Genomic DNA, 26,804 nt, shown 5'->3' with positions numbered 1-26,804 from the left:
CAGGGCGGCACATCGCGGCCCGCGCGGCGGCACGGGCCGCGCACCGCGCGGCGCTCAGAAGCGCGGCAGGTCGGGGTGCGGCAGCAGCCCTCCGCGCACGTGCTGGCGGCCGTATTCGGCGCAGCGCGCGCGGGTCGGGATGCCCTTGTCGGGATTGAGCAGCCCGGCCGGATCGAACGCGCGCTTGACCGCGAAGAACGCATCGCGCTCCTGCGGCGAGAACTGCACGCACATCGAATTCAGCTTTTCGATGCCGACGCCGTGCTCGCCCGTCACGCTGCCGCCGAATTCCACGCAGCATTCGAGGATTTCCGCGCCGAACAGCTCGGCGCGGTGCAGCTCGTCCGGATCGTTCGCGTTGTAGAGGATCAGCGGATGCATGTTGCCGTCGCCGGCATGGAACACGTTGATGCAGCGCAGCCCGTAGCGTGTCTCGAGCTGCTCGATGCGGGCGAGCAGCGGGCCGATCGCACGGCGCGGCACGGTGCCGTCCATGCAGTAATAGTCGGCGGAAATGCGCCCGGCGGCCGGGAACGCGTTCTTGCGGCCGGACCAGAAGCGCAGCCGCTCGCTTTCGTTGCGCGACACCTGGATGCGCGTCGCGCCATGCTCGCGCAGCACGGCCGTCATGCGGACGATTTCCTCCGCGACTTCTTCGGGCGTGCCGTCCGATTCGCACAGCAGGATCGCCTTCGCGTCGAGGTCGTAGCCCGCGTGCGTGAATGCCTCGACGGCCTGGGTGGCCGGCTTGTCCATCATTTCCAGCCCCGCCGGGATGATGCCCGACGCGATGATCGCGGCGACAGCCTCGCCGCCCTTCACGACATCGTCGAAGCTTGCCATCACGAGCTGCGCGGTCTGCGGTTTCGGGATCAGCTTCACCGTGATTTCGGTGACGATCGCGAACATCCCTTCGCTGCCGATCATCACCGCGAGCAGGTCGAGGCCCGGCGCGTCGAGACCGAGCGAGCCGAATTCGACGACCTCGCCGTCGATCGTGACCGCGCGCACGCGCATCACGTTGTGCACCGTCAGCCCGTATTTCAGGCAATGGACGCCGCCGGAATTTTCGGCGACGTTGCCGCCGATCGTGCAGGCGATCTGCGACGAAGGATCGGGGGCGTAGTACAGCCCGTAAGGCGCGGCGGCTTCCGAAATCGCGAGGTTGCGCACGCCGGGCTGCACGGTGGCCGTGCGCGCGTACGGATCGACCTCGACGATGCGCGTGAAGCGCGCGAGCGACAGCACGACGCCGTTCGCGATCGGCAGCGCGCCGCCGGACAGGCTCGTGCCGGCGCCGCGCGGCACGATCGGCACTTCCATGCGGCGGCAGATCTGCACGATCCGCTGCACCTGCGATTCGGTTTCGGGCAGCGCGACCGCGAGCGGCAGCCGGCGGTACGCCGACAGGCCGTCGCATTCGTACGGCGCGGTGTCTTCGTCGCGGAACAGCAGGCAATGCGTCGGCAGCACGGCCATCAGCGCCTGCACGACTTCGCGCTGGCGCTGCGCGCGGGTCGCGCTCGACAGTTCGACGGAAGCGTTCATTGGGTCTCCAGCCGGGGCGCGGCGGCGCGCCGCCGTGTCAGCACGTGAAGATCTTGCCGGGATTCATCAGGTTGCGGGGATCGAGCGCCAGCTTGATCGCGCGCATCGCGTCGATCGCGTTGTCGCCGTGCTCCTTCGGCAGGAAGCGCATCTTGTGCAGCCCGACGCCGTGTTCGCCGGTGCAGGTGCCGCCGAGGCGCAGCGCGCGCTCGACGATCCGGTCGTTGATGCGTTCGGCTTCGTCGATTTCCTCGGGCTTGTCGGGATCGGTCAGGATCGCGACGTGGAAATTGCCGTCGCCGACGTGGCCGACGATCGGGCAGGGCAGCGACGATGCGCGCAGGTCGATCTCGGTTTCCTCGACGCACGCGGCGAGCTGCGAGATCGGCACGCACACGTCGGTCGTCACCGCGCGGCAGCCGGGCTTCAGCTGCAGCATCGCGAAGTACGCGTTGTGGCGCGCGGCCCAGAGCCGCGTGCGGTCCTCGGGGCGGGTCGCCCATTCGAAGCCCTGGCCGTTGTTCTGGCCCGCGAGCGCCTGCACGAGCTCGGCCTGTTCCTTCACGCCGGCCTCGGTGCCGTGGAATTCGAAGAACAGCGTCGGCGCTTCGGCGAGCGTCAGGTTCGAATGGCGGTTGATCGAGCGCACCGCGAGCGCGTCGACGAATTCGACGCGCGCGATCGGCACGCCGATCTGGATCGTTTCGATCACCGTGCGCACCGCGTCGCCCATCGACGGGAACGTGCAGATCGCGGCCGACACGGCTTCGGGCAGCGGATGCAGGCGCAGCGTGATCTCGGTGATCACGCCGAGCGTGCCTTCGGAGCCGACGAACAGGCGCGTGAGGTCGTAGCCGGCGGACGACTTGCGCGCGCGCGAGCCCGTCTTCACGACGCGGCCGTCGGCGAGCACGGCGGTCAGGCCGAGCACGTTTTCGCGCATGGTTCCGTAGCGCACGGCGTTGGTGCCCGATGCGCGGGTCGCGGTCATCCCGCCGATGCTGGCGTCGGCGCCCGGATCGATCGGGAAGAACAGGCCGGTGTCGCGCAGCGCTTCGTTGAGCGCCTTGCGCGTGATGCCCGGTTCGACCGTGACCGTCAGGTCTTCCGCGTTGATCGACAGCACGCGGTTCATCTCCGACAGGTCGAGCGAGACGCCGCCGCGCACCGCGAGCAGATGGCCTTCGAGCGACGAGCCGGCGCCGTACGGGATCAGCGGCACGCTGTAGAGCGCGCACAGCGACACGACTTGGCGGACTTCATCGGCGTTGCGGGCGAACACGACGGCGTCGGGCAGTTGCGGATCGAACGGCGATTCGTCGCGGCCGTGATGGGCGCGGACGGCGTCGGCGGTCGACACGCGCTCGCCGAAGGCGGCGCGCAGCGCATCGAGCATGGCGGGGGGCAGCGGGCGGCGCGTGGTGGCCGGCGGGGCAGGGTGATTCACGAATGTCTCCTGACGACTGCTTGTCAAACCTTCGGCCCATTCTACGCTGGAACGCCCGCTGCGCCCGCCGCCGCGGGCTGCGATAATCGCGTACCAACCCAACCGGGCCGCATCGCGGCCGCGCACGAGAGGACATTCGCATGGGCAACCGCTTGAGCAAGATCGCGACGCGCACGGGCGACGACGGCACCACCGGCCTCGGCGACGGCCGGCGCATCGGCAAGGACGACGCGCGGATCGCCGCGATCGGCGACGTCGACGAACTGAACTCGAATCTTGGCGTGCTGCTCGCCGAGACGCTGCCGGACGACGTGCGCACGGCGCTCGTCACGATCCAGCACGACCTGTTCGATCTCGGCGGCGAGCTGTGCATTCCCGGCCATGCGGTGCTCGACGACACGCACCTCGCGCGCCTCGACAACTGGCTGGCCGACTACAACGCGACGCTGCCGCCGCTGAAGGAATTCATCCTGCCGGCCGGCTCGCGTGCGGCGTCGCTCACGCACGTCTGCCGGACGGTGTGCCGCCGCGCGGAGCGCTCGATCGTCGCGCTCGGGCGCACCGACACGCTCAATGACGCGCCGCGGCGTTACGTGAACCGGCTGTCGGACCTGCTGTTCGTGCTGGCGCGTGTGCTGAACCGCGCGGATGGCGGCTCGGACGTGCTGTGGGAGCGCGGGCGCGTCCGCTGACCCCCGGCGTCGTGTTTCCGCACTGCGACAATTTGCCCGACGGACGTCTGTTTTTAAAGATGTATCGTAAGCGCATGTTTAACGGAGAACGACATGACCCACATCACCGCTGACCAGATGGCTCGCGTGAAGGCCACTGCCCCTGTCCTCGCCGTGCACGGCGCGACGATCACGAAGCATTTCTACCAGCGCATGTTCGCGCGGCATCCGGAACTGAAGAACCTGTTCAACCAGACGCACCAGAAGACCGGCAGCCAGCCGGAAACGCTCGCGAAGGCGGTCTATGCGTATGCGGCGAACATCGACAACCTCGGCGCGCTCGGCGGGGCGGTGTCGCACATCGCGCACAAGCACGCGAGCCTGAACATCCGCCCCGAGCATTACCCGATCGTCGGCGAGAACCTGCTCGCGTCGATCGTCGAAGTGCTCGGCGATGCGGTCGACGCCGAGACGCTCGAGGCATGGCGCGTCGCGTACGGCCAGCTCGCGCAGATCCTGATCGGCGCCGAGGCCGACCTGTACGCGGGCGCCGCGTGGAGCGGCTTCCGTCCGTTCAAGGTTGCCCGCAAGGTGCGTGAGAGCGACGAGATCACGTCGTTCTACCTGACGCCGGCCGACGGCGGCGACGCGCCGACCTTCGCGCCCGGCCAGTACGTCACGGTGAAGCGCTTCGTCGGCGATCTCGGCGTCGATCAGCCGCGCCAGTACAGCCTGTCCGACGCGCTGCACGGCAAGTGGCTGCGCATCTCGGTGAAGCGCGAGGCCGGCCAGCCGGAAGCGATCCCGGCCGGCAAGGTGTCGACGCTGATGCATGACGGCGTGGAGGAGGGCGCGATCGTCGAGGTGACCGCGCCGATGGGCGAATTCTCGCTGAAGCGCGGCGTCGATACGCCGGTCGTGCTGATCTCGGGCGGCGTCGGGCTCACGCCGATGGTGTCGATGGCCTCGACGCTGGTCGGCGAAGGCAGCACGCGTGAAGTACGGTTCGTCCACGCATGCCGGTCGGGCGCGGTGCATGCGTTCCGCGACTGGCTGAACGATACGGTGCGCGAACACGCGAACGTCAAGCGCACGGTGCTGTACGAGCTGGTCGGCCCGAACGATCGCGTCGGCATCGATCACGACCTCGAAGGGCGCCTGACGCCGGAACGCGTGAAGCAATACGCGCTGGTTGCGGATGCCGACTACTACATTTGCGGCCCGATCGCGTTCATGAAGGCGCAACGCGATGCGCTGGTCGCGCTCGGCGTCGCGCCGGAACGCATCAACACCGAGATCTTCGGCTCGGGCGCGCTCGAATGAGGATCTGACGGCGGCTGCTCGCACATGAAGAAGCCCGGCGCAAGCCGGGCTTCGTTTCTTGCGGCGCAGGCCGGGGCCCGCAGGCGGCATGTGCCGCCTCGGGCCCGCCGGCGATCAGTTCCCGCTGCCGCGCGCGACGCGGCGTGCCTTCACCGATTCCGCGAGGCCTTCGAGCACCTTCACGCTGTCGTCCCACGCGATGCAGGCGTCGGTGATGCTCTGGCCGTAGGTCAGCGGGCAGCCTTCCTTCAGGTCCTGGCGCCCCTCGACGAGGTGCGACTCGATCATCACGCCGACGATGCGCTCGTCGCCGGCCGCGACCTGGCGGCCGATGTCCGCGCACACGGGAATCTGGTTCTCGTGCTTCTTCGAGCTGTTCGCGTGACTCGCGTCGATCATCAGTCGCGCGGCGAGGCCGGCCTTGCCGATGTCCGCGCACGCGGCGTTCACGCTGTCCGCGTCGTAGTTCGGCGTCTTGCCGCCGCGCAGGATCACGTGGCAGTCCTCGTTGCCGGCTGTCGACACGATCGCCGAATGGCCGCCCTTGGTCACCGACAGGAAATGGTGCGGCTGCGATGCGGCCTTGATCGCGTCGACCGCGATCTTCACGTTGCCGTCGGTGCCGTTCTTGAAGCCGACCGGGCACGACAGCCCCGACGCCAGCTCGCGGTGCACCTGCGACTCGGTCGTGCGCGCGCCGATCGCGCCCCACGAGATCAGGTCGGCGATGTACTGCGGGCTGATCATGTCGAGGTATTCGGTCGCGGCCGGCAGCCCCATCTCGTTGATCTGCAGCAGCAGCTCGCGCGCGGTGCGCAGCCCTTCGTTGATCTTGAAGCTGTTGTCGAGGTGCGGATCGTTGATGAGCCCCTTCCAGCCGACCGTCGTGCGCGGCTTCTCGAAGTACACGCGCATCACGATTTCCAGCTCGCCCTTGAAGCGCTCGCGCTCCTTCACGAGCCGCCCCGCGTACTCGATCGCCGCCTTCGTATCGTGGATCGAGCACGGCCCGATCACGACGATCAGCCGGTCGTCCATCCCGTGCAGGATGCGGTGCATCGACTGGCGCGAGTTGTAGATCAGCTCGGACGCGGCCTCGGAGCACGCGAATTCGCGGATCAGATGGGCGGGCGGCGTCAGTTCCTTGAGTTCGCGGATGCGGACGTCGTCGGTGTTGTGCGGGGGCATGCTGTTTCTCCTGGTTTTGCGGGCGCCGTTCGGTCAGTGCGCGTGCGGCAGATTCATCGATTCAAGCGATTCAGTGATTTCGGTCGGGGCCGCGGGATCCGCTGCGGCGGCGACCGGGTGGCGAAGGGCGAAAAAAAACCGCCGGGTTCGCCGGCGGTTTTTTCGGGAATTTCGGTTGCGCTTCACGCGCCATCAACCCTCTCGATCCGCCAGCGGTCTGAGATGCCAAAAAAAGTAAAAATAAAACTTGGCGGACATGACGGAGATTCGGTTCGTCAAAAAAGTTGATTCGGAATTTATACCCGGTCGCCGCGTCGCTGGCAACTGGGGGTGCTAAAAAATGCGGAGAATCCGCGCGCTTTTGCCAAAATGCGCGGATTGTATGCGCCGCGATGCGGTTATGCCGTACCGCCGACCGTCATCTTGTCGATCCGCAGGGTCGGCTGGCCGACGCCCACCGGCACGCTCTGGCCTTCCTTGCCGCACACGCCGACGCCCGAGTCGAGCGACATGTCGTTGCCGATCATGCTCACGTACTTCAGCGATTCCGGGCCGCTGCCGATCAGCGTCGCGCCCTTCACCGGGTAGGTGATCTTGCCGTTCTCGATCATGTACGCCTCGGATGCCGAGAACACAAACTTGCCGTTCGTGATGTCGACCTGGCCGCCGCCGAAGTTCACCGCGTACAGGCCGTTCTTCACCGACGCGATGATTTCCTGCGGATCCTTGTCGCCGTTCAGCATGTACGTGTTGGTCATGCGCGGCATCGGCAGCGCCGCGTACGACTCGCGCCGCGCGTTGCCGGTGACGGGCATCTTCATCAGGCGCGCGTTCAGCGTGTCCTGGATGTAGCCCTTCAGGATGCCGTCCTCGATCAGCGTCGTGCACTGCGTCGGGTTGCCTTCGTCGTCGATGTTCAGCGAGCCGCGGCGGTTCGGCAGCGTGCCGTCGTCGACCACCGTCACGCCCTTCGCGGCGACCTGCTCGCCGATCCGGCCGGCGAACGCCGACGAACCCTTGCGGTTGAAGTCGCCCTCGAGGCCGTGGCCGATCGCCTCGTGCAGCAGCACGCCCGGCCAGCCCGGCCCGAGCACGACCGTCATCGCGCCGGCCGGCGCGGGGCGCGCGTCGAGGTTGACGAGCGCCGCGTGCACGGCGTCGTCGACGTAGCGCGACAGCACTTCGTCGGTGAAGTAGCCGTAGTCGAAGCGGCCGCCGCCGCCGCCGGAGCCGATCTCGCGGCGGCCGTTCTGTTCGGCGATCACCGTGACCGACACGCGCACGAGCGGGCGGATGTCGGCCGCGAGCGCGCCGTCGCTGCGCGCGACCAGCACGACGTCGTATTCGCCGGCGAGGCCCGCCATCACCTGCGTGACGCGCGGGTCGCGCCCGCGCGCCATCTGCTCGATGCGCTCGAGCAGCTTGACCTTCGCGGTCGCGTCGAGCGACGCGAGCGGATCGGACGGCAGGTACAGGTCGCGGCCCGAGATGCCCTTCAGGGACGTCGCCGCCTTGATCTTCTGGCGGCCGCCGCCGGCCGCCGCGATCGCCTTGGTGGCCGCGGCCGCCTGCGCGATGGCTTCCGGCGACAGGTCGTCCGAGTACGCGAACGCGGTGCGGTCGCCCGCGACCGCGCGCACGCCGACGCCCTGGTCGATGCTGAAGCTGCCCGACTTCACGATGCCTTCCTCGAGGCTCCACGCTTCGCTGCGGGTCGCCTGGAAGTACAGGTCGGCGTAGTCGACGCGATGCGTGAAGATGTCGGCGATCGTGCGCGTGAGCAGGCTCTCGTCGAGGCCGTACGGCGTGAGGAGGATGTCCTTCGCCAGCGCAAGATTGCGGATGCCGGGTTCGATGATGTTCATGCGGGTATCGAGGGTTCTCAAAAAGTTGTCGGGTGCGTTCTGGGCAGATGGGTTGGCCGGGCGGCGTTTCAAGCGCCGGGCGGTTCAGCGGTTCAGGCCAGCACGCGATGCCGCCACGCGGGCAGGCTCTGGCGCACGTCGGCGATGCGCTGCGGATCGAGCGCGCCGGTCACGACGCTCGCGCCTTCGTCGCGGACCGCGACGATCTCGCCCCACGGGTCGATCAGCATGCTGTGGCCCCAGGTGCGCCGGCCGTTCTCGTGCTTGCCGCCTTGCGCGGCCGCGAGCACGTAGCACTGGTTCTCCACGGCCCGCGCGCGCAGCAGCATTTCCCAGTGCGCGCGGCCCGTCGTATACGTAAACGCCGACGGCACGACGATCAGCGCGCAGTCGCCCATCCTGCGATACAGCTCCGGAAAGCGCAGATCGTAACAGACCGACAGGCCGACCCGCCCGAACGGCGCGTCGAACGCGACGACCGTGTCGCCCGCGCGGATCGTGCGCGCCTCGTCGAACGATTCGTCGCCTTTCTCGAAGTTGAACAGGTGGATCTTGTCGTAGCGGGCGGCTTCCTGGCCGTTCGGGTCGAACACGAGCGTCGTGTTCAGCACGCGATCGGGCTCCGGCGCCTTCAGCGGCAGCGTGCCGCCGATCACCCAGATGCCGTGACGGTGCGCGGCCTCCGACAGGAAGCGCTGGATCGGGCCGTCGCGGTAGGGTTCGGCGAGCGCGAGCTTGTCGGTGTCGCGATGGCCCATGAAGCAGAAATACTCAGGCAGCAGTACGAGCTGCGCGCCGTCGCCGGCCGCTTCCGCGATCAGGCGCCCGGCTTCGGCGAGATTGCGTGCGACGTCCGGCGTGCTCACCATCTGCAGCGCGGCGACCCGAAAGGGCGTGGCGGAACGGGTGTGATCGGTCATCGCTGGATCAGTTGCGTCATAAATGGGGTGCGGCCCGGCACCCTGCGCGCGTCAGTGGCTCGCCGCATCGGCCGGACCGTGATTCATCTTACCCTGATCGCCTCGCACCCGCTCGATGTGCGGATGCGCCCACGAGCCCGTGATCGCGTAGTCGAGCGCGAACGCGTGCGACAGCGTCTCCGACAGCGCGTAGTTCGCGGCCAGCACGCCGACACCCAGCAGCGGATTGATGATCGCGGCCGCGATTGCCGCCGTGCCGGCACCGATCTTCGGCGCGACGTGCGCGTGCAGGTCCTGCGTCTCGGCGCCGAGGTCGACCGCGCCACGCACCGTCACGTTCGCCGGTGCCGTCGTCATCGAGAAGTCGTCGGTGCGCGCGATCCCGTTCGAGATCCGGCTGGTGCCCGTGATCTTGTCGAACGGCAGCCCCTTGCCGATCACGTCGCGGAAATTCAGCGTCAGGAAGCGCGCGAGGCTCTGCAGGCTCAGCACGCCGAGCAGTTTCGCGGCACCCGGATCGACCTTCAGGATCTGGCCGTGTTCCAGGTCGAGCGCGACCTGGCCGCCGAGCGACGGCAGATCGACCGCGGTCGGGCCGCCGCGCCAGCCGACCTTGCCGGTCACGGTGCCGTGGCCGTTTGCAAGCGTGCGCGGCAGGCCGACGAGGTCGAGCAGCGCGCCCGCGTTGCCGACGTCGAGCTTGAAGTCGAACACGCTGCGGCGCGGCGCATCATTTTCGTCGACGCCGCGGGCCAGCGCGCGGCGCGACGTGCGCCAGTTGCCGGTCGCCGTCAGCTTCGCGGCCGGGTTCGCCAGCTCGAACTTGTCGAGCTGCCACACCGGCGCGCCGTCTTCCTCGAGGTTGCGCGCGTTGACGACGAGCCTGCCGATGTCGTGATCGCGCGCGACGACCTGGTCGACGATCAGGTCGACCGACGGCATCGGCCGGTCGGTCGGCGTCGGCAGGTTCATCGCGCGGCCGACGAGGTCGTGCTGCGCGCTCTGCGGGATCACGAGCTTCGCGAGCCGCGCGTTCAGCACGCCCGCACCGTTGTGGCCGCCGCCCGGCGCCCACGACAGGTAGCCCGATACCTGGTTCGACGCGATGTTCGCCTGCCACAGCTCGTCGACGTGCGACGCGCCGATGATCACGTTTTCCCAGTTGCGCTTGAGCAGCTTCAGCGTGCCGAAGTGGAGCGCGAAGCGCTTCGGCGTGAAGCTCGCGACGTCGACGCGCGGCGCGGCCTGCGGCTCCGGCGCGCGCGGTGTGTCGTGCTGCAGCGTGCGGGCGAGCGCGAGCCACGCGTCGGCATCCAGTTCGTCGACGTCGACGGCGGCGCTCACGCCGTCCTGCGGCAGATCGGGCATTCGGTGGATGCCCATCGCGCCGCGCACCGCGCGCAGCGGCTGGCCCGACGTGGCGTCGAGCAGGTAGGTCGCAGACACGGGCCCGAGCGTCAGGTCGGCATGCTCGAGGCGCTTGCCGCCGGCCTGGGCGGCCGGCTGCAGAGTGAAGCGGAACGGCATCGGCGTGCCGACCGGTTTCGCGAACGGCGCCGGGAAATTCAGCGCGACGCCCGTCAGGTCGGAATGCGCGGTGACCTCCGGCAGGCGGCCCGGCGCGCCACGCACGGCGAGCTGGTACGGCGCGTCGCCGACCACGTGCTCGAGCAGCGCCGCGGCCGTGCCGCGCAGGTTCAGGCCGCGTGCGGCGTCGAGTGCGAGCTTGCCGTCGACGTCCACCGCGTACGGGCCGTGCGACTGGAAGTTGCCGTTCGCGCGCACCGGGCCGCCGAGGAAGCGCCCCGACAGCTCGTGCAGCGACGCGCCGGCCTCGCTGAAGCGCACGCTGCCGCGCAGCGCGGACAGCGGCGGCACGCCGTCGGTCGACAGCGTGTTGCCGCCGAACGCGAGCGTGCCCTCGACGTGCGTATGCGGATGCGGAACGTGCTGCGGAATCGTGATCTTGAGCGCGAGCGCCGCGGGCCCCTGCGCATCGATCCGCTGGCCGATGTGCCCGCTCATCGCGCCGAGCGAGCTGTTGTCCGCGTAGTCGATCAGGTCCGCGAGCGGGCCTTGCGCATGGCCGTCGATGATGAGCGGCGACTTCGACGGATTGCCGAGATCGTCGATCCGGCCGGCGACCTTCGTCAGCGCGACGCGCTTGTAGTGCGCACGCGCGATGTCGAAGCGCAGCTTGTTCTGCGCGAGCTCGAACACGCCGTCGATTCCGTCGAGTGCGGGCCAGATGCTCGGCGTGCCGTTCGCGAGCTTGCGCGGCGGGTACGGCGTCGGCTCGAAGCGCCCGCCGGTGAACGGCGCGACGATGTGGAACACGCCGGCGTCCGGCTCGTGTTCGAACGGGAATTTCTCGAGCGGGCCGCGGGCGACGATCGAGGCTCCCTTGGTCACCTGGCCGTCCTGCAGCGCATGGCCGAGATAGTCGCGCAGGTGCTCGGACATCCCGGTCGGCAGGTAGCGCGGGATGCGCGCAACCGACGCGCGCGCGAAATCCGCGCGCAGGTCGAGCGAGCCACGGCCGTGGCCGGGGTTCGTGTACGTCCCCGACACCGCGATTTCCGCATCGGGGTTCGCGACGAACAGGTCGGGCAACGTCACGTCGACGCGCGCGTGCTTCTCGCCCGGCGCCGGCGTGATCACCCATTTCGCGTTGCCGCGCAGCCGGTCGAAGGTGAGGCGCGGCTCGTCGAATTCGCCGGGCACCGTGACCGCCGCATTGACCGTGTCGAAGTGCGCGCTGCCGCCGGTTTCGTTCGCGTCGATGTGGCCCCACAAATTCTCGACGCCCGGCCAGCCGGCGCGCGGGTGACCGCGCGGGGAAAGACCCGGCGGCGGCTCCTGCGCGGCGACGCTGATGCCCTGCAGATCGCCGAGGAAGCGGTAGCGGACGATCGGCGCGGCGCCGGTGCGACGTTCTTCGTCGGCGAGCTCGGCCCGCGCCGGCTTCGCGCGTTCGACCTCGATGTGATAGTTCGACACCATCCCGCGCGGGTCGAGCTTGATCAGCTCGTTGCGCAGCCGCGCGGGCAGCGGCAGCCCGCGGATGAACTCGCTGAGGATGCCGAGATCGACGCGGTCGCCGACGACGCTGAGCAGCTGCCCCTGGTCGGCGGTCGGCACGCGGTAGCGGGCGGTCAGCGTCGACAGCGCGAGCGAACGGGCGAGCGGCGTGCCGTCCGGCAGCGGCGGCTGGCCGAGCTCCGCGTTGAAGCGCGTCAGGTGCAGCGTGTAGTCGTGGCCGGCGTCCAGCGCCATGTCCCAGCCGAACCCGACCGTCGGCACGTCGAGGCGCGGCTGGGTCGGCCGGACGCGCAGCACGACGTCGGCGCCCTGCAGGTCGCCGCCCGCGGAGCGCAGGTGGCCGTCCTGGAAGGTCGCCCAGATCGCGTTGTCGATCCGGCCCGCGTGGATCGTGAGCGGGATGTCGAGATAGCGGCCGAGCGTCTGCAGGTCGACCGGGCCGGTCGACAGGTACGCGTCGCCGGTCCAGTTCGTCGGCTTGCCGATCGGCGCGAGCGGCTTGTGGCGGAAACGCGCGCGGAAATCGAGCGGGCCGAGCAGCAGCGTGCCGTTCGCGGGCGCCTGCAGCGCGGCCTTGTGCTCGCGGCCGTGGTTGAGCACCGCGAGGCGGATGCCGGACAGCGCGAGTTCCGGTGCGTCGTGCTGCGCGTCGCGCCAGCGCAGCGTGCCGTTGCGCAGCACGATCGCTTCCTGCTTCAGCAGCCACGTGCCGAACGTGTCGTTGCCGCCATGGGTGGTCGCGACGCCGACGCCCGCGACGCTCAGCGAGCCGTCGGCGGCGCGCGCGACGACGAGGTCGGGATGGTCGACGACCAGGCTCGACAGCGCGGGCGACAGCCGCAGCAGCGACATCCACGACAGCGCTGCCGTCGCGTGCGGGACCGACAGCGCGATCTGGCCGTCACGGCCGCGAATGGTGAGGTTGGCGACTTCGACGCCCGGCTGCATGCCGGACCAGTGCGGAGACAGCTTGCCGATCGAAAGCTGCGCGTGCAGCTTGTCGGACACCGCGCGCTCGATGCGCGGGCGGTACTCGTCGATGCGCGGCAGCAGCACGTAGCGCATCCCGAGGAACACGCCGGACGCGACGAAGTACGTGCCGATCCCGACTGCCAGCGTCACCCTGAACACGCGACGCAGGACCGGATGATCGTGCTTCGGAGGTCCCGCTTCGGGCTCAGCTACGGCGGATTCCTGACGGTCGGACATGCGGCGGAAGGGCGGCGATATGGTAGTTTTGCAGACTGACGTTGAAATGTATCACACGGGTTCGTGCCGGCGGCCGTTGAGGCCGCACGGCACGGGCTTTCCGGCGCGCGGTTGTCGCGGCGGCGCACCCGCGTCGCGACACCGCGCCGAGTCCAAGGGGCCTGTCGGCAGCGGGGCGCGCACGCGTTGTTCCCGCAGCGGGGCCTTACTGCCAGGCCCGCTTTTCGATGACCGACGCTTCCGCCCTGATCAGCACGTCCTATTCCCGCTATCTCGCCCGCGCGGCCGCCGCGCGTCCCGCGCTGTCCGACCAGATCGCCGCGTGGGCCGCCGCGCCGCTCACGCGCGCGCAGCTCGACGCGCGCCTGACCGAACTGCTCGCCACGCCGGCCGGCACGGCCGCGCCGGGCGACGAGCAACTGAAGCGTGCGCTGCGGCAGTTGCGTATCGAGGTGTTCGGCGCGGTCGCGGAGCGCGACCTGCGCGGCGTCGCGAGCGTCGCCGAGGTGACGGGCGCGATGACCGATCTCGCCGAAGTGGCCGTGCAGCGCTCGCTCGCGCTGCTGTCGGCCGAACTCGAGGCGATGTACGGCGAGCCGCGCGGCGCCGACGGCCAGCGCGTCGTGCTCGGCGTGGTCGGGATGGGCAAGCTCGGCGGCCGCGAGCTGAACGTGTCGTCGGACATCGACCTGATCTTCGTCTACGAGGACGACGGCGAGACGGCCGGCGGCACGCGCTCGCCGCTGTCCACCCAGGAATATTTCACGCGGCTCGGCCGGCGCCTGATCGGCGTGCTGTCCGAGGTCACGGCCGACGGCTACGTGTTTCGCGTCGACATGCGGCTGCGCCCGAACGGCGATTCGGGGCCGCTCGTCTGCAGTCTCGGGATGCTCGAGGAGTATTTCTACGTGCAGGGGCGCGAATGGGAGCGCTACGCGTGGATCAAGGGGCGGCTCGTATCCGAAGGCGACAGCGACGCGGCGCGGCGGCTGGCGGCGCAGCTCGAATCGATCGTCAAGCCGTTCGTATACCGCCGCTATCTCGACTTCGGCGTGATCGGCGCGATCCGTGCGCTGCACCAGCAGATTCGCCAGGAAGCCGCGCGCCGCGCGTCGATGCGGCCCGACAAGGCCGACGACATCAAGCTCGGGCGCGGCGGGATCCGCGAAATCGAATTCAGCGCGCAGGTGTTCCAGCTGATCCGCGGCGGCCAGGATGCGGAATTCCGCGTGCGGCCGACGCTCGCGGTGCTGCGCCATGCGCAGGCGCGCGGGCTGATCGGCGAGGACGTGCGCGAGCGCCTGACCGGCGCCTACAACTTCCTGCGCACGCTCGAGCACCGGCTGCAGTACCGCGACGACGCGCAGACGCACGCGATGCCGGTCGATGCGGGCGAGCGGGCGGTGCTGGCCGCGTCGCTCGGCTTTGCCGACTATGCGGCGCTGATGACGGTGCTCGACGGTCACCGGACGTTCGTCGAGGCGCAGTTCGACCAGATCTTTGCCGACAAGGTGAACGGCGGCCCCTGCGCGGCGGGCGAGGACACGGCCGCGACGTGGATCTGGAGCGGGGCGCTCGCCGACGACGGCGAAGACGACGCGCTGCTCGCGCGCCTCGACGGCGTCGGCTTCACCGATCCGGCGGCCGTGCTCGCGCGGCTGCGCGCGATCTGGCAGTCGTCGCGCTACGCGGGCCTGCCGGAAAAGAGCCGGCAGCGTTTCGACAGCGTCGCGCAGCGCGCGCTCGAGGCCGCGCCGCGGATCGACGCCGCGCGCCGCGACGACACCATCGTGCGGCTGTTCGACCTGCTCGAGACGGTCAGCCGGCGCGGCGTCTATCTCGCGCTGCTGACCGAGTATCCGGCCGCGCTCGACCGCGTGCTGTCGGTGCTCGGCGCGACGCGCTGGGGCGGCGGCTACCTGATCCGCCATCCGCAGCTGCTGGATGAACTGCTCGACGACGAAGCGATCGCGAGCCCGTTCGACTGGCCTGCGTTCAAGGACGCATTGCGTGCGCGCCTGGCGGCCGCCGACGGCCCCGAGCAGCAGATGGACCTGCTGCGGCACGCGCAGCACGCGGAAGTGTTCCGCATCCTGCTGATCGACCTGGCCGGCCAGCTGTCGGTCGAGCATGTGAGCGACCGCCTGTCCGAGCTCGCCGACGCGGTGCTCGACGTGACGATCGAAGTCGTCTGGTCGCAGCTCGCGAAGCGCCACCGCGACGTGCCGAAGTTTGCGGTGATCGCATACGGCAAGCTCGGCGGCAAGGAGCTCGGCTACGCATCGGATCTCGACCTGATCTTCCTGTACGACGACCCCGACGAGCGCTCGGCGGACGTCTACACGACGTTCACGCGCCGGCTGATCACGTGGCTCACGACCGCGACCGGCGCGGGCGCGCTGTTCGACATCGACCTGCGGCTGCGGCCGAACGGCGAGGCCGGGCTGCTCGTGACCGATCTCGACGCGTTCCGCCGCTACCAGCTGCGCGAGGGCGACGCGGCCAACACCGCGTGGGTGTGGGAACACCAGGCGCTGACGCGCGCCCGCTACAGCGCGGGCGACCCGCAGATCGGCACGGACTTCGAGGCGATCCGCCAGCAGGTGCTGACGACGCCGCGCGACGGGGCGGTGCTCGCGAAGGAAATCGTCGACATGCGCGGCAAGGTGTTCGCCGGCCATCCGAACCAGACCGAGCTGTTCGACCTGAAGCACGATCGCGGCGGGATGGTCGACATCGAGTTCATCGTCCAGTACTGGGTGCTGCTGCATGCGTCGAGCGACGCCGAGCTGATCCGCAACACCGGCAACATCGCGCTGCTGCGCGAGGTCGCGCGGTTCGGGCTGATGGGCGAGGACGAGGCCGAGCGCGTCGGCGCCGCGTACCGCAAGTACCGGAAGCTGCAGCACAAGCTGCGGCTCGACGGGATGGAGAAGGCGCGGGTCGATCCGGCGCTCGTGGCCGACGAGCGGGCGGCCGTGACGGCGTTGTGGGAGCGTGTGTTCGGCGCGGTCGAAACGGGCGTTTGAGGCGGACGTTTGAATCCCGCGTTCGCGGCAGGACGCTCGAATCCGCGGGGTAGGGCGGGCGGCGCTCGTCCATCGAAAAACTGCGCCGTGCGAGCGGTTCGACCGGCAGATCGGTCTGCCTGCTCGCCGTGCCGCTGCAGGCCTGTTCCGGGAAAGGCGACACGCCGCGTTCCGAAAAACGTGGGGTTCGTCGGCGGTCCGGGACCGGCGCATGCGCCGATCTTCTGCATTTCGGCCGACGAAGCCGGCGTCAGGCCGCCAGCATTTCCTTCGCGTGCTTGCGCGTCGTGGCGGTGATCTCGAGCCCGCCGAGCATCCGCGCGACTTCCTCGACCCGGCTCGCCTTGTCGAGCGGGACGACCGACGAGACGGTGCCGCCGCGCTCGTCGGCGCCTTTCGCGACCTGGAAGTGATGGTCGCCGCGCGCGGCGACCTGCGGCAGGTGCGTCACGCACAGCACCTGGCGGTCGCGCCCGAGCTGGTGCAGCAGGCGGCCGACCACCTCGGCGACGCCGCCGCCGATCCCCGTGTCGACTTCGTCGAAAATCAGCGTCGGCGTCGGGCTGGCGGCGCTAGCGATCACGGCCAGCGCGAGGCTGATCCGTGCGAGTTCGCCGCCCGACGCGACTTTCGCGAGCGGCCGCAGCGGCACGCCGGGGTGCCCGGCGACCCGGAATTCGACCTGTTCGAGCCCGTGCGGGCCGCCGTCGGCGAGCGGCACGAGCGCGACTTCGAAGCTGCCGCCCGCCATCGACAGTTCCTGCATGCCGGCCGTGACGGCCGTGCCGAGCGCCTTCGCGGCCTGCGCGCGGGCCGTCGACAGGTGTTTCGCGTCGGCGAGATAGGCTTCCCGTGCCTTCGCCTGCGCGGCTTCGAGCGCGCCGAGATCGGCGGCCGCGTCGAGCGCGGCGAGCTGCGCGCGGCGTGCCGCATGTTCCTCGTGCAGCGTGTCGGGCGGCAGCCGGAACTTGCGGGCGGTCGAGTGCAGCGCGTCGAGGCGCGTTTCGACCTGCGCGAGCCGGGCCGGGTCGAGATCGAGGCGCTGCGCGTAGTGCGACAGCGAATAGACGGCTTCCTGCAGCTGGATTTCGGCCGGTTCGAGCGACGCGAGCGCATCGCCGAGCCCCGTGTCGTAGTCGGCCAGGCTGCGCAGCTTCGACACGATCGCGCCGAGCTGCGGGAGCATCGCGTCGTCGGCCTCGGACAGCGCGTTGAGCGCGCCCTGCACGCCGGCGATCAGGTTCGCCGAATGCGACAGGCGCTTGTGCTCGCTGCCGACTTCGTCCCATTCGCCGGGTTGCGGTGCGAGCTTGTCGAGTTCGGCGAGCTGCCAGGCGAGCTTCTCGCGTTCGAGTTGCAGTTCGCGCTCATGCGCCTTCGCGGCGTCGATCGCCTGCGTTGCGTCGCGCCAGACGCGCCACGCGCGTGCGACGTTCGCGGCATCGGCCACGAGCCCCGCGTGCGTGTCGAACAGCTCGCGCTGCGCGTCGGGCCGCATCAGCAGCTGGTGCGCGTGCTGACCGTGGATGTCGACCAGCATCTCGCCGAGCTCGCGCAGCTGCGCGAGCGTCGCGCTGGTGCCGTTGATGAACGCACGCGAGCGGCCGTTCGCGTCGATCACGCGGCGCAGCATCACGGTGTCCTCGGCGTCGAACGCGTGTTCGTCGAGCCAGCGCGCGACGCGGTCGTGCGGCGTGAATTCGGCGGTGATGTCGGCGCGGCCGCAGCCGGCGCGCACGACGCTCGCGTCGGCGCGTTCGCCGAGCGCGAGGGCCAGGGCGTCGATCAGGATCGATTTGCCGGCGCCGGTTTCGCCGGAAAAGACGGTAAAGCCGCTGTCGAATTCGAGATCGAGCGCGGCGACGATGACGAAGTCGCGAATCGAGAGGTGGCGGAGCATGGTGTCGGGCGTGGGTGCGTCAGGACGCCTTGTCGTCTTCGTTCGATGCGTGTTCGTTCCAGTGCAGCTTCTTGCGCAGCGTCGCGTAGTAGCTGTAGCCGACCGGGTGCAGGAACGGCACCGTGTGCTTCGAGCGGCGCACCTCGATCGTGTCGTTCAGCTCGAGCGACGTGAATGACTGCATGTCGAAGTTCACGTTGACGTCACGGCCGCCGACGATCTGGATTGCGATCTTCGAATCGTCGGGCAGCACGATCGGCCGGTTCGACAGCGCGTGCGGTGCGATCGGCACGAGCACGATGCCCTGGAGCTGCGGATGCAGGATCGGGCCGGCCGACGACAGCGCGTACGCGGTCGAGCCGGTCGGCGTGGCGACGATCAGGCCGTCCGAACGCTGGTTGTACATGTACCGGCCGTCGACCGACGCGCGCAGCTCGACCATCCCGGAAAAGCCGCTGCGGTTCACGACGACGTCGTTGAACGCAAGCGCGTGGTAGATCGGTTCGCCGTCGCGCACGATCCGGGCCTCGAGCAGCGAGCGCTCCTCGCGCTCGAACTTGCCCGACAGGATCACCGGGACGCGCGCCTGCATGTCGGCCGCCGCGATGTCGGTGATGAAGCCGAGCCGCCCGTGGTTGATCCCGATCAGCGGTGTCTTGTACGGCGCGAGCTGGCGGCCGATGCCGAGCATCGTGCCGTCGCCGCCGAGCACGACCGCCACGTCCGCGCGCGCGCCGATCTCCGCCGGGGTGAGCGCCGGATAGCCGGAGATGCCGATCTCGCGCGCCGTTTCGGCTTCGAACACGACCTCGAAGCCGAGCTTCGCGATACAGCCAGCCAGCGTGGCGAGCGGCTCGGCGATGCCGGGCGTGTTGCTCCGGCCGACGAGCGCGACGGTGTTGAACTGATTACCGGTTTTCATGCCGGCATTACACCATAGCTCGTTGACGAAAAGAACCGGCTGTGCGCGAACGGGGCCGGATCGGTCGGCCCGGGCGACAGTGGCCGCGGCCACTCGCCGTGCTCGCGCGGTTGCGCTAAAATTTTCCACCATGCTAGATCCTCGCGCACGAACCCTCCTGAAAACCCTGATCGAACGGTATATCGCCGACGGTCAGCCGGTCGGCTCGCGCACGTTGTCCCGTTATTCCGGGCTCGAACTGAGCCCGGCAACGATCCGCAACGTGATGTCCGACCTGGAGGAGCTCGGCCTCGTGTCGAGCCCGCATACGTCGGCCGGCCGCGTGCCGACGCCGCGCGGCTACCGGCTGTTCGTCGACACGATGCTGACGGTCGAGGCGCCGATCGACGCCGAGGCCGTCGCGCGCCAGGTGCAGAACACGCTGCAGGCCGGCGAACCGCAGCAGCGGGTCGTGGCGGCCGCGGCGAGCGTGCTGTCGAACCTGTCGCAGTTCGCGGGTGTCGTGCTGACGCCGCGCCGCAGCCACGTGTTCAAGCAGATCGAGTTCATGCGGCTGTCGGACAAGCGCATCCTGCTGATCATCGTCACGCCCGAGGGCGACGTGCAGAACCGGATGCTCGCGACGCCGCGCGACTATTCGCCGTCGCAGCTCACCGAGGCGTCCAACTACATCAACGCGCACTTCGCCGGGCTGTCGTTCGACGAGGTGCGCCGCCGCCTGCGCGACGAGATCGACCAGCTGCGCGGCGACATGACCACGCTGATGCATGCGGCCGTGACGGCCAGCACCGAGGTGCCCGATACCGAGGACACCGTGCTCATTTCCGGCGAGCGCAACCTGCTCGAAGTGGCGGATCTGTCGTCCGACATGGCGCGGCTGCGCAAGCTGTTCGACGTGTTCGACCAAAAGACGGGCCTCCTGCAATTGCTCGACGTGTCGAGCCACGCCCAGGGCGTGCAGATCTTCATCGGCGGCGAATCGACGCTCGTGCCGATCGAGGAAATGAGCGTCGTGACCGCGCCCTACGAGGTGAACGGCCAGATCGTCGGCACGCTCGGCGTGATCGGCCCGACCCGCATGGCGTACAACCGCGTGATCCCGATCGTCGACATCACCGCGCGGCTGCTGTCGCTCACGCTGAGCCAGCAGTAACCCGACCGATACCGTCCCGCCATCGTGCCGCGGCGCCGTGCGCACCGCCAGTCGGCCGAACGGCCAGCCGACCCGGGCGAGACGGCCCGCTATAATTGAGGGCCGTCCGACTGCGTGCCCCGAGCACGTTCCTGCCCATGCGTTTCGATCTTGAGCCGCCTTCGAGCGTCGCAGCTGCCCATCGCATCGGCGTGCTGCTGATCAATCTCGGCACGCCCGACGCCCCGACGCCGCGCGCGGTGCGGCGCTATCTGGCCGAGTTCCTGTCGGATCCGCGTGTCGTCGAAATCCCGCAGGTCGTCTGGCAGGTGCTGCTGCGCACGCTGATCCTGCCGCTGCGCGGTCGCGCGTCCGCGAAGAAGTACGCGGCCGTCTGGATGCCCGAAGGCTCGCCGCTGCGCGTATACACCGAACGCCAGACCGACGGCGTGCGCCACCTGCTCGCGTCGAACGGCTATCAGGTGACGGTCGACTACGCGATGCGCTACGGCAGCCCGGGCATTGCGCAGGCGCTCGCGCAGTTCAAGCGCGCGGGCGTCGAGCGCGTGCTGCTGATGCCGATGTACCCGCAATACTCGGCGTCCACCACCGCGACGGCATTCGATGCCGCGTTCGCCGCGCTCGCGCGGATGCGCAACCAGCCGGAAGTGCGCACGGTGCGGCACTACGCCGACCATCCTGCCTACATCCACGCGCTCGCCGAGCAGGTGCGCCAGTACTGGGCGCAGCATGGCCGGCCCGACTTCGCGGCCGGCGACAAGCTCGTGCTGAGTTTCCACGGCGTGCCGAAGCGCACGCTCGATCTGGGCGACCCCTATCACGACCAGTGCCAGCAGACGGGCGCGCTGCTGATGGCCGCGCTCGGGCTGTCGACGCTCGAATGCCGCGTGACGTTCCAGTCGCGCTTCGGCAAGGCCGAGTGGCTGCAACCGTACACGGCGCCGACGCTGCGCGAACTTGGCGAGGCGGGCGTGCGGCGGGCCGACGTGTTCTGTCCCGGTTTTACGGCCGATTGTCTGGAGACGATCGAGGAGATCGGGATGGAGGTGCGCGACGAGTTCATCGCGGGCGGCGGCCAGGCGTTCCACCGGATTCCGTGCCTGAACGGCGCGCCCGCGTGGATCGGCGCGTTGGGCGAGATCGTCGCCGAGAATCTGCAGGGCTGGCCGGTGAAGGCCGCGCAGCCCGAAACGGTGAGTTGAACGCGATGAACTACAGGATTTCGACTGAACCCGGCGCGAAGCTGCGCATCGACAAATGGCTGTGGGCGGCCCGCTTCTTCAAGACGCGCTCGCTCGCGTCCGACGCGGTCGACAAGGGCCACGTGAAGATCGGCGGCGCGGCGGTGAAGCCGGCCAAGGACGTGCGCGTCGGCGACGAGGTCGAGATTGCGATCGACGGTGTCGTCTGGCACATTGCCGTGCTTGGCATTTGCGACGTGCGCGGGCCCGCGAGCATCGCGCAGACGCTTTACGAGGAAACGGAAGCGGGGCGCGTCGCGCGGCTCGCCGAACTGGAACGGCGCCGCACCTATCGCGAGCCGGCGGCGGAACTGCACGGCCGGCCGACCAAGCGCGACCGGCGCATCATCGACAGATTTTCTGGTGGGAGCTGAACATCTGGTCGAACGTCGCCCGCGCGCTTCCGTATTCGGTCGTGCGGTCGGTGACGGCTCCGGACAGGCAGATGGTGGTGGTGCCGGCAATCAGTACCAGCGCGACCACCGATATGGCAAAGGTCAGTTTCACGGTACGCGCCTCGATGGGACTGTGAATGCAGCGCCAGGTGGATGTCAGGCGCCGGTAAGCTAGGGTAAACGCGCTTTTTCGACGCTTGAATGGAGTGTAGTGCACCCCCCTGTGCCGAGCTAGTACTTGCCTGGTAAGCGTTGTTACCGGGCGTTTCGTCCGATCCGGCGACAAATGCACGTAATCGGCGGCGTGCAGCGCGGTTGTTTCACGGCATTGGCGAATGCCGGTGAATAACCCCCTTGAAATCGCAGTTTTCGCCCTTATTTGCACCAACAATGTGCGGTGCCGCCGACATACGGTCCGGCGGTTGCCGATTTGGCTTCAACCTCTAATCGACTTTCAGCGACATGGAAAACACGCAAGAGAACCCGGCTACCCAATCGGCCGAAGACATCGGCAGCGAGAAGCAGGCGGCGCAAGGCGCGGCGCCCGCCGCCGAAGCAGCCGACGCGGCGCTCGCGGAGGCTCAAGCCAAGGTCGCCGAGCTGCAGGAGAGCTTCCTGCGGGCGAAGGCCGAGACCGAGAACGTCCGCCGCCGCGCGCAGGAAGATGTCTCGAAGGCGCACAAGTTCGCGATCGAGGGCTTCGCGGAGCACCTGCTGCCCGTGCTGGACAGCCTCGAGGCTGCCGTCGGCGATACGTCCGGCGACATCACGAAGGTGCGCGAAGGCGTCGAACTGACGCTGCGCCAGCTGACGAGCGCGCTCGAGAAGGGCCGCGTCGTCGCGATCAACCCGGTCGGCGAGAAGTTCGATCCGCACCAGCACCAGGCGATTTCGATGGTGCCGGCCGAGCAGGAGCCGAACACCGTCGTGACCGTCCTGCAAAAGGGTTACATGATCGCCGACCGCGTGCTGCGCCCGGCGCTCGTCACGGTCGCCCAGCCGAAGTAAGGCCGACGCGATGGTTCCCGCCGGCGTCGATCCGGCCGCGTTCGACGCGTTCGACATGCAGGCGCTGGCGGCCGACACGTTCGACGCCGCGATCGCCGGCGCCGGTGATGCGCTCGCCGTGGTGTTCTTCTGGGGCGTCGACTGCTTCAACTGCGAGATCGCCAAGAAGGCGATGCTCGCCCAGCCGGACGCGATCCGCGCGCTGGATCTGAAGTGGTTCCATTGCAACGTGTACGAACATCATGAGCTGGGGCGCCGCTTCGGCCTGCACGGCGTGCCGACGTGGTTCTTCTTCCACCGCGGCAAGCGGCTTGGCCGCGCGACCGGCTGGCATGGCCTCGCGCAGTTCCAGGCGGCGGTGTCGGCGGCGCGCGCGAAGATCGCCGCGGCGGCCGGCGCGCAGTCGGGCCGCGACGCCGGTTCGTACGATCCGGCTACCGGCGGCGATTGAAAAAATTTAATATCCGCATCGCTTGGCGGGTCTTGAAAACGGATCGGCCGGACGCATTTCGGGAACAGAGTTGAATTCTGGCGCGCGAAACTGCCCAAAAACGCGGGGTTTCGCGCAGCAAACAAGCATTTCTGGAGATTAGTGAAAATGGGAAAGATCATCGGTATTGACCTCGGCACCACGAACTCGTGCGTCGCCATCATGGAAGGCAACCAGGTCAAGGTCATCGAGAACTCGGAAGGCACGCGCACGACGCCGTCGATCATCGCCTACATGGACGACAACGAAGTGCTCGTCGGCGCGCCGGCCAAGCGTCAGTCCGTGACCAACCCGAAGAACACGCTGTTCGCCGTGAAGCGCCTGATCGGCCGCCGCTTCGAAGAGAAGGAAGTCCAGAAGGACATCGGCCTGATGCCGTACGCGATCATCAAGGCCGACAACGGCGACGCATGGGTCGAAGCCCACGGCGAGAAGCTCGCGCCGCCGCAGGTGTCGGCCGAAGTGCTGCGCAAGATGAAGAAGACGGCCGAAGACTACCTCGGCGAGCCGGTCACGGAAGCCGTGATCACGGTGCCGGCGTACTTCAACGACAGCCAGCGCCAGGCAACCAAGGACGCCGGCCGCATCGCGGGCCTGGAAGTCAAGCGGATCATCAACGAGCCGACGGCAGCCGCGCTCGCGTTCGGCCTCGACAAGGCCGAGAAGGGCGACCGCAAGATCGCCGTGTATGACCTCGGCGGCGGTACGTTCGACGTGTCGATCATCGAGATCGCGGACGTCGACGGCGAAATGCAGTTCGAAGTGCTGTCGACCAACGGCGACACGTTCCTCGGCGGCGAGGACTTCGACCAGCGCATCATCGATTACATCATCGGCGAGTTCAAGAAGGAGCAGGGCGTCGACCTGTCGAAGGACGTGCTCGCGCTGCAGCGCCTGAAGGAAGCCGCTGAAAAGGCGAAGATCGAGCTGTCGTCGAGCCAGCAGACCGAAATCAACCTGCCGTACATCACGGCCGACGCATCGGGTCCGAAGCACTTGAACCTGAAGATCACCCGCGCGAAGCTGGAAGCGCTGGTCGAGGATCTGGTCGAGCGCACGATCGAACCGTGCCGCATCGCGATCAAGGACGCCGGCGTCAAGGTGTCGGACATCGACGACGTGATCCTGGTCGGCGGCCAGACCCGCATGCCGAAGGTGCAGGAGAAGGTGAAGGAGTTCTTCGGCAAGGATCCGCGCCGTGACGTGAACCCGGACGAAGCCGTCGCAGTCGGCGCGGCGATCCAGGGCCAGGTCCTGTCGGGCGACCGCAAGGACGTGCTGCTGCTCGACGTGACCCCGCTGTCGCTCGGCATCGAGACGCTCGGCGGCGTGATGACGAAGATGATCAACAAGAACACGACGATCCCGACGAAGCACGCTCAGGTGTATTCGACGGCGGACGACAACCAGTCGGCCGTGACGATCAAGGTGTTCCAGGGCGAACGCGAGATGGCGGCAGGCAACAAGCTGCTCGGCGAGTTCAACCTCGAAGGCATCCCGCCGTCGCCGCGCGGCGTGCCGCAGATCGAAGTGACCTTCGACATCGACGCGAACGGCATCCTGCACGTCGGCGCGAAGGACAAGGCGACCGGCAAGGAAAACAAGATCACGATCAAGGCGAACTCGGGCCTGTCCGACGCTGAAATCGACCAGATGATCAAGGACGCGGAAGCGAACGCAGCGGAAGACCACAAGCTGCGCGAGCTGGCTGATTCGCGCAACCAGGGCGACGCGCTGGTCCACAGCACGAAGAAGGCGCTCACCGAGTACGGCGACAAGCTGGACGCGGGCGAGAAGGAAAAGATCGAAGCGGCGCTGAAGTCGCTCGAGGACGTGCTGAAGGATACGTCGGCCGACAAGGCGGCGATCGACGCGAAGGTCGAGGAACTCGGTCAGGCTTCGCAGAAGCTCGGCGAAAAGATGTACGCCGACATGCAGGCGCAGCAAGCCGGCGCGGCGGGTGCAGCGGAAGGCGCAGCCCAGGCGGGCGGTGCGCAGCAGGCTGCCGACGACGTCGTCGACGCCGAGTTCAAGGAAGTGAAGAAGGACTAAGCCGGGTTGCAATGGCACCGTACGCCGCGCGTGGAAACGCGCGCGGCGCGGTTGACCAACGACTGAAAGCGGTCTGTCTTTCCTTCCGGATGGCCGGATCGACTCCACGCCTGGCGGGCTTCGCGGCCCTCCGGGCACATTTGTTTTTTGGCGGGTGCTGCGCGAGCCGTCCGCGGACGGCGCAGCGCCAGACGAGTCGAGAGACTTTACTGCGGGCGAAAGGAGCCGCCGCGTGCGTGACGCGCGACGGCACAGTGAATCGATATGGCGAAACGGGATTACTACGAGGTTCTGGGCGTCGCGAAGAACGCGAGCGACGACGAAATCAAGAAGGCGTATCGCAAGCTTGCGATGAAGTATCACCCTGACCGCAATCCGGACAACAAGGATGCGGAAGAGCATTTCAAGGAGGCGAAGGAAGCGTATGAAATGCTGTCGGACGACCAGAAGCGCGCGGCGTACGACCAGTACGGCCACGCGGGCGTCGATCCGAACATGGGCGGTGCGGGCGCACAGGGTTTCGGCGGCTTCGCGGATGCGTTCGGCGACATCTTCGGCGACATCTTCGGCCAGGCCGCGGGCGGTGCCGCGCGCGGCGGCCGCGGCGGTCCGCAGGTGTATCGCGGCGCCGACCTGCGCTACAGCATGGAAATCACGCTCGAGCAGGCCGCGCACGGCTACGACACGCAGATCCGCGTGCCGAGCTGGGTATCGTGCGAAGTCTGTCACGGGTCGGGCGCGAAGCCCGGCACGAAGCCGGAAACCTGCCCGACCTGTCACGGCCAGGGCACGGTGCGCATGTCGCAGGGCTTCTTCAGCATCCAGCAGACCTGCCCGAAGTGCCACGGCACCGGCACCTACATCCCGGAACCGTGCGTGCACTGCCACGGCTCGGGCAAGGTGAAGGAAACCAAGACGCTCGAAGTGAAGATCCCGGCCGGCATCGACGACGGGATGCGGATCCGCTCGGCCGGCAACGGCGAGCCGGGCATCAACGGCGGGCCGCCGGGCGACCTGTACGTCGAGATCCACATCAAGCCGCACTCGGTGTTCGAGCGCGACGGCGACGATCTCCACTGCCAGATGCCGATCCCGTTCACGACCGCCGCACTGGGCGGCGAGATCGAGGTGCCGACGCTGGCCGGCCGTGCGTCGTTCCCGGTGCCGGAAGGCACGCAGTCGGGCAAGACGTTCCGCCTGCGCGGCAAGGGGATCAAGGGTCTGCGTTCGAGCATCGCGGGCGATCTGTACGTACACGTGCAGGTCGAGACGCCCGTGAAGCTGACCGACCAGCAGCGCGACCTGCTCAAGCAGTTCGAGAAGTCGCTGGCCGAGGGCGGTGCGCGTCACAGCCCGCAGAGCAAGAGCTGGTTCGACCGGGTGAAGAGCTTCTTCGAGTAA

19 protein-coding genes are annotated in these 26,804 nt (G+C 68.5%); 10 read left to right on the top strand and 9 right to left on the bottom strand.

The window, feature by feature from the left end; genetic code table 11:
• Positions 1–54: 54 nt before the first annotated feature.
• Positions 55–1,548: an FAD-linked oxidase C-terminal domain-containing protein gene (locus DIE16_RS25505; protein WP_124893649.1), complete on the bottom strand. Its 1,494-nt coding sequence runs from the start codon at positions 1,546–1,548 to the stop codon at positions 55–57.
• 37 nt (positions 1,549–1,585) lie between these two features.
• Entirely contained in the window at positions 1,586–2,995 is a 1,410-nt protein-coding gene (locus tag DIE16_RS25500; protein ID WP_124893648.1) for an FAD-binding oxidoreductase, read from the bottom strand.
• A gap of 140 nt (positions 2,996–3,135) precedes the next feature.
• On the opposite strand from DIE16_RS25500, the gene DIE16_RS25495 reads away from it, so the two are divergent.
• Together DIE16_RS25495 and hmpA are read left to right on the top strand one after the other, a co-directional pair.
• Positions 3,136–3,687 (top strand): cob(I)yrinic acid a,c-diamide adenosyltransferase, encoded by a 552-nt coding sequence (locus tag DIE16_RS25495; protein ID WP_124519953.1) that lies wholly within the window; start codon positions 3,136–3,138, stop codon positions 3,685–3,687.
• Positions 3,688–3,780: 93 nt separating this feature from the next.
• On the top strand, positions 3,781–4,989 hold the full coding sequence (hmpA, locus tag DIE16_RS25490) for an NO-inducible flavohemoprotein (RefSeq protein ID WP_124893647.1): 1,209 nt from the start codon (positions 3,781–3,783) through the stop codon (positions 4,987–4,989).
• 114 nt (positions 4,990–5,103) lie between these two features.
• Here hmpA and aroG read toward each other — a convergent pair whose 3' ends face one another.
• From aroG to DIE16_RS25465, 4 genes are all read right to left on the bottom strand, one after another.
• A complete protein-coding gene (gene aroG, locus DIE16_RS25485; protein WP_059465445.1) occupies positions 5,104–6,177 on the bottom strand; it encodes a 3-deoxy-7-phosphoheptulonate synthase AroG in 1,074 nt (357 codons plus the stop codon).
• Between the two features lie 398 nt (positions 6,178–6,575).
• Positions 6,576–8,042 carry a metalloprotease TldD gene (gene tldD / locus DIE16_RS25475; RefSeq protein ID WP_059451318.1) on the bottom strand — a complete coding sequence of 489 codons (1,467 nt, stop codon included), beginning with the start codon at positions 8,040–8,042 and terminating at the stop codon, positions 6,576–6,578.
• A gap of 92 nt (positions 8,043–8,134) precedes the next feature.
• Positions 8,135–8,962 (bottom strand): carbon-nitrogen hydrolase family protein, encoded by an 828-nt coding sequence (locus tag DIE16_RS25470; protein WP_044844040.1) that lies wholly within the window; start codon positions 8,960–8,962, stop codon positions 8,135–8,137.
• A 51-nt stretch (positions 8,963–9,013) separates the two neighbouring features.
• Positions 9,014–13,213 carry a YhdP family protein gene (locus DIE16_RS25465; protein ID WP_124893646.1) on the bottom strand — a complete coding sequence of 1,400 codons (4,200 nt, stop codon included), beginning with the start codon at positions 13,211–13,213 and terminating at the stop codon, positions 9,014–9,016.
• A 227-nt stretch (positions 13,214–13,440) separates the two neighbouring features.
• Between DIE16_RS25465 and glnE the strand changes: the two genes are divergently transcribed.
• Positions 13,441–16,242, top strand: coding sequence for a bifunctional [glutamate--ammonia ligase]-adenylyl-L-tyrosine phosphorylase/[glutamate--ammonia-ligase] adenylyltransferase (gene glnE, locus DIE16_RS25460; RefSeq protein ID WP_124893645.1), 2,802 nt, complete (start codon positions 13,441–13,443; stop codon positions 16,240–16,242).
• 250 nt (positions 16,243–16,492) lie between these two features.
• Here glnE and recN read toward each other — a convergent pair whose 3' ends face one another.
• The gene (gene recN / locus DIE16_RS25455) at positions 16,493–18,142 is read right to left on the bottom strand and encodes a DNA repair protein RecN (protein WP_124519945.1); all 1,650 of its coding nucleotides are present in this window, start codon (positions 18,140–18,142) and stop codon (positions 16,493–16,495) included.
• A 19-nt stretch (positions 18,143–18,161) separates the two neighbouring features.
• Positions 18,162–19,064 carry an NAD kinase gene (locus tag DIE16_RS25450; RefSeq protein WP_124487961.1) on the bottom strand — a complete coding sequence of 301 codons (903 nt, stop codon included), beginning with the start codon at positions 19,062–19,064 and terminating at the stop codon, positions 18,162–18,164.
• Between the two features lie 130 nt (positions 19,065–19,194).
• Between DIE16_RS25450 and hrcA the strand changes: the two genes are divergently transcribed.
• The 3 genes from hrcA to DIE16_RS25435 all read left to right on the top strand — a co-directional run bounded on the left by hrcA (position 19,195) and on the right by DIE16_RS25435 (position 21,832).
• The gene (hrcA, locus tag DIE16_RS25445; RefSeq protein ID WP_011544637.1) at positions 19,195–20,217 is read left to right on the top strand and encodes a heat-inducible transcriptional repressor HrcA; all 1,023 of its coding nucleotides are present in this window, start codon (positions 19,195–19,197) and stop codon (positions 20,215–20,217) included.
• 137 nt (positions 20,218–20,354) lie between these two features.
• Positions 20,355–21,419: a ferrochelatase gene (gene hemH, locus DIE16_RS25440; protein WP_044844045.1), complete on the top strand. Its 1,065-nt coding sequence runs from the start codon at positions 20,355–20,357 to the stop codon at positions 21,417–21,419.
• Between the two features lie 5 nt (positions 21,420–21,424).
• The gene (locus DIE16_RS25435) at positions 21,425–21,832 is read left to right on the top strand and encodes an RNA-binding S4 domain-containing protein (RefSeq protein WP_124487960.1); all 408 of its coding nucleotides are present in this window, start codon (positions 21,425–21,427) and stop codon (positions 21,830–21,832) included.
• On the opposite strand, the gene DIE16_RS36735 is transcribed toward DIE16_RS25435, so the two are convergent.
• A complete protein-coding gene (locus DIE16_RS36735; protein ID WP_006476841.1) occupies positions 21,804–21,965 on the bottom strand; it encodes a hypothetical protein in 162 nt (53 codons plus the stop codon). The genes DIE16_RS25435 and DIE16_RS36735 overlap by 29 nt on opposite strands.
• A 350-nt stretch (positions 21,966–22,315) precedes the next feature.
• Here DIE16_RS36735 and grpE point away from each other — a divergent pair, with 350 nt between their 5' ends.
• From grpE to dnaJ, 4 genes are all read left to right on the top strand, one after another.
• Positions 22,316–22,861 (top strand): nucleotide exchange factor GrpE, encoded by a 546-nt coding sequence (grpE, locus tag DIE16_RS25425; protein WP_044844047.1) that lies wholly within the window; start codon positions 22,316–22,318, stop codon positions 22,859–22,861.
• A gap of 10 nt (positions 22,862–22,871) precedes the next feature.
• On the top strand, positions 22,872–23,312 hold the full coding sequence (locus DIE16_RS25420; RefSeq protein ID WP_124529730.1) for a thioredoxin family protein: 441 nt from the start codon (positions 22,872–22,874) through the stop codon (positions 23,310–23,312).
• 147 nt (positions 23,313–23,459) lie between these two features.
• Positions 23,460–25,403: a molecular chaperone DnaK gene (dnaK, locus tag DIE16_RS25415; RefSeq protein ID WP_044844049.1), complete on the top strand. Its 1,944-nt coding sequence runs from the start codon at positions 23,460–23,462 to the stop codon at positions 25,401–25,403.
• A gap of 264 nt (positions 25,404–25,667) precedes the next feature.
• The gene (gene dnaJ, locus DIE16_RS25410) at positions 25,668–26,804 is read left to right on the top strand and encodes a molecular chaperone DnaJ (protein ID WP_044844050.1); all 1,137 of its coding nucleotides are present in this window, start codon (positions 25,668–25,670) and stop codon (positions 26,802–26,804) included.

The sequence above is a fragment of the Burkholderia sp. Bp9090 genome, from assembly GCF_003857985.1.
In the GTDB taxonomy this organism is placed as follows: Bacteria; Pseudomonadota; Gammaproteobacteria; order Burkholderiales; family Burkholderiaceae; genus Burkholderia.
This window is presented reverse-complemented; position numbering and strand designations above follow the sequence as displayed.

Excerpts from the sequence above, each read along its gene's own strand:
- DIE16_RS25505 (WP_124893649.1), bottom strand. The coding sequence starts at position 1,548 with ATGAACGCTTCCGTCGAACTGTCGAGCGCGACCCGCGCGCAGCGCCAG.
- DIE16_RS25495 (WP_124519953.1), top strand. The coding sequence starts at position 3,136 with ATGGGCAACCGCTTGAGCAAGATCGCGACGCGCACGGGCGACGACGGC.
- hmpA (WP_124893647.1), top strand. The coding sequence starts at position 3,781 with ATGACCCACATCACCGCTGACCAGATGGCTCGCGTGAAGGCCACTGCC.
- aroG (WP_059465445.1), bottom strand. The coding sequence starts at position 6,177 with ATGCCCCCGCACAACACCGACGACGTCCGCATCCGCGAACTCAAGGAA.
- tldD (WP_059451318.1), bottom strand. The coding sequence starts at position 8,042 with ATGAACATCATCGAACCCGGCATCCGCAATCTTGCGCTGGCGAAGGAC.
- DIE16_RS25470 (WP_044844040.1), bottom strand. The coding sequence starts at position 8,962 with ATGACCGATCACACCCGTTCCGCCACGCCCTTTCGGGTCGCCGCGCTG.
- DIE16_RS25465 (WP_124893646.1), bottom strand. The coding sequence starts at position 13,213 with ATGTCCGACCGTCAGGAATCCGCCGTAGCTGAGCCCGAAGCGGGACCT.
- glnE (WP_124893645.1), top strand. The coding sequence starts at position 13,441 with ATGACCGACGCTTCCGCCCTGATCAGCACGTCCTATTCCCGCTATCTC.
- recN (WP_124519945.1), bottom strand. The coding sequence starts at position 18,142 with ATGCTCCGCCACCTCTCGATTCGCGACTTCGTCATCGTCGCCGCGCTC.
- DIE16_RS25450 (WP_124487961.1), bottom strand. The coding sequence starts at position 19,064 with ATGAAAACCGGTAATCAGTTCAACACCGTCGCGCTCGTCGGCCGGAGC.
- hrcA (WP_011544637.1), top strand. The coding sequence starts at position 19,195 with ATGCTAGATCCTCGCGCACGAACCCTCCTGAAAACCCTGATCGAACGG.
- hemH (WP_044844045.1), top strand. The coding sequence starts at position 20,355 with ATGCGTTTCGATCTTGAGCCGCCTTCGAGCGTCGCAGCTGCCCATCGC.
- DIE16_RS25435 (WP_124487960.1), top strand. The coding sequence starts at position 21,425 with ATGAACTACAGGATTTCGACTGAACCCGGCGCGAAGCTGCGCATCGAC.
- grpE (WP_044844047.1), top strand. The coding sequence starts at position 22,316 with ATGGAAAACACGCAAGAGAACCCGGCTACCCAATCGGCCGAAGACATC.
- DIE16_RS25420 (WP_124529730.1), top strand. The coding sequence starts at position 22,872 with ATGGTTCCCGCCGGCGTCGATCCGGCCGCGTTCGACGCGTTCGACATG.
- dnaK (WP_044844049.1), top strand. The coding sequence starts at position 23,460 with ATGGGAAAGATCATCGGTATTGACCTCGGCACCACGAACTCGTGCGTC.
- dnaJ (WP_044844050.1), top strand. The coding sequence starts at position 25,668 with ATGGCGAAACGGGATTACTACGAGGTTCTGGGCGTCGCGAAGAACGCG.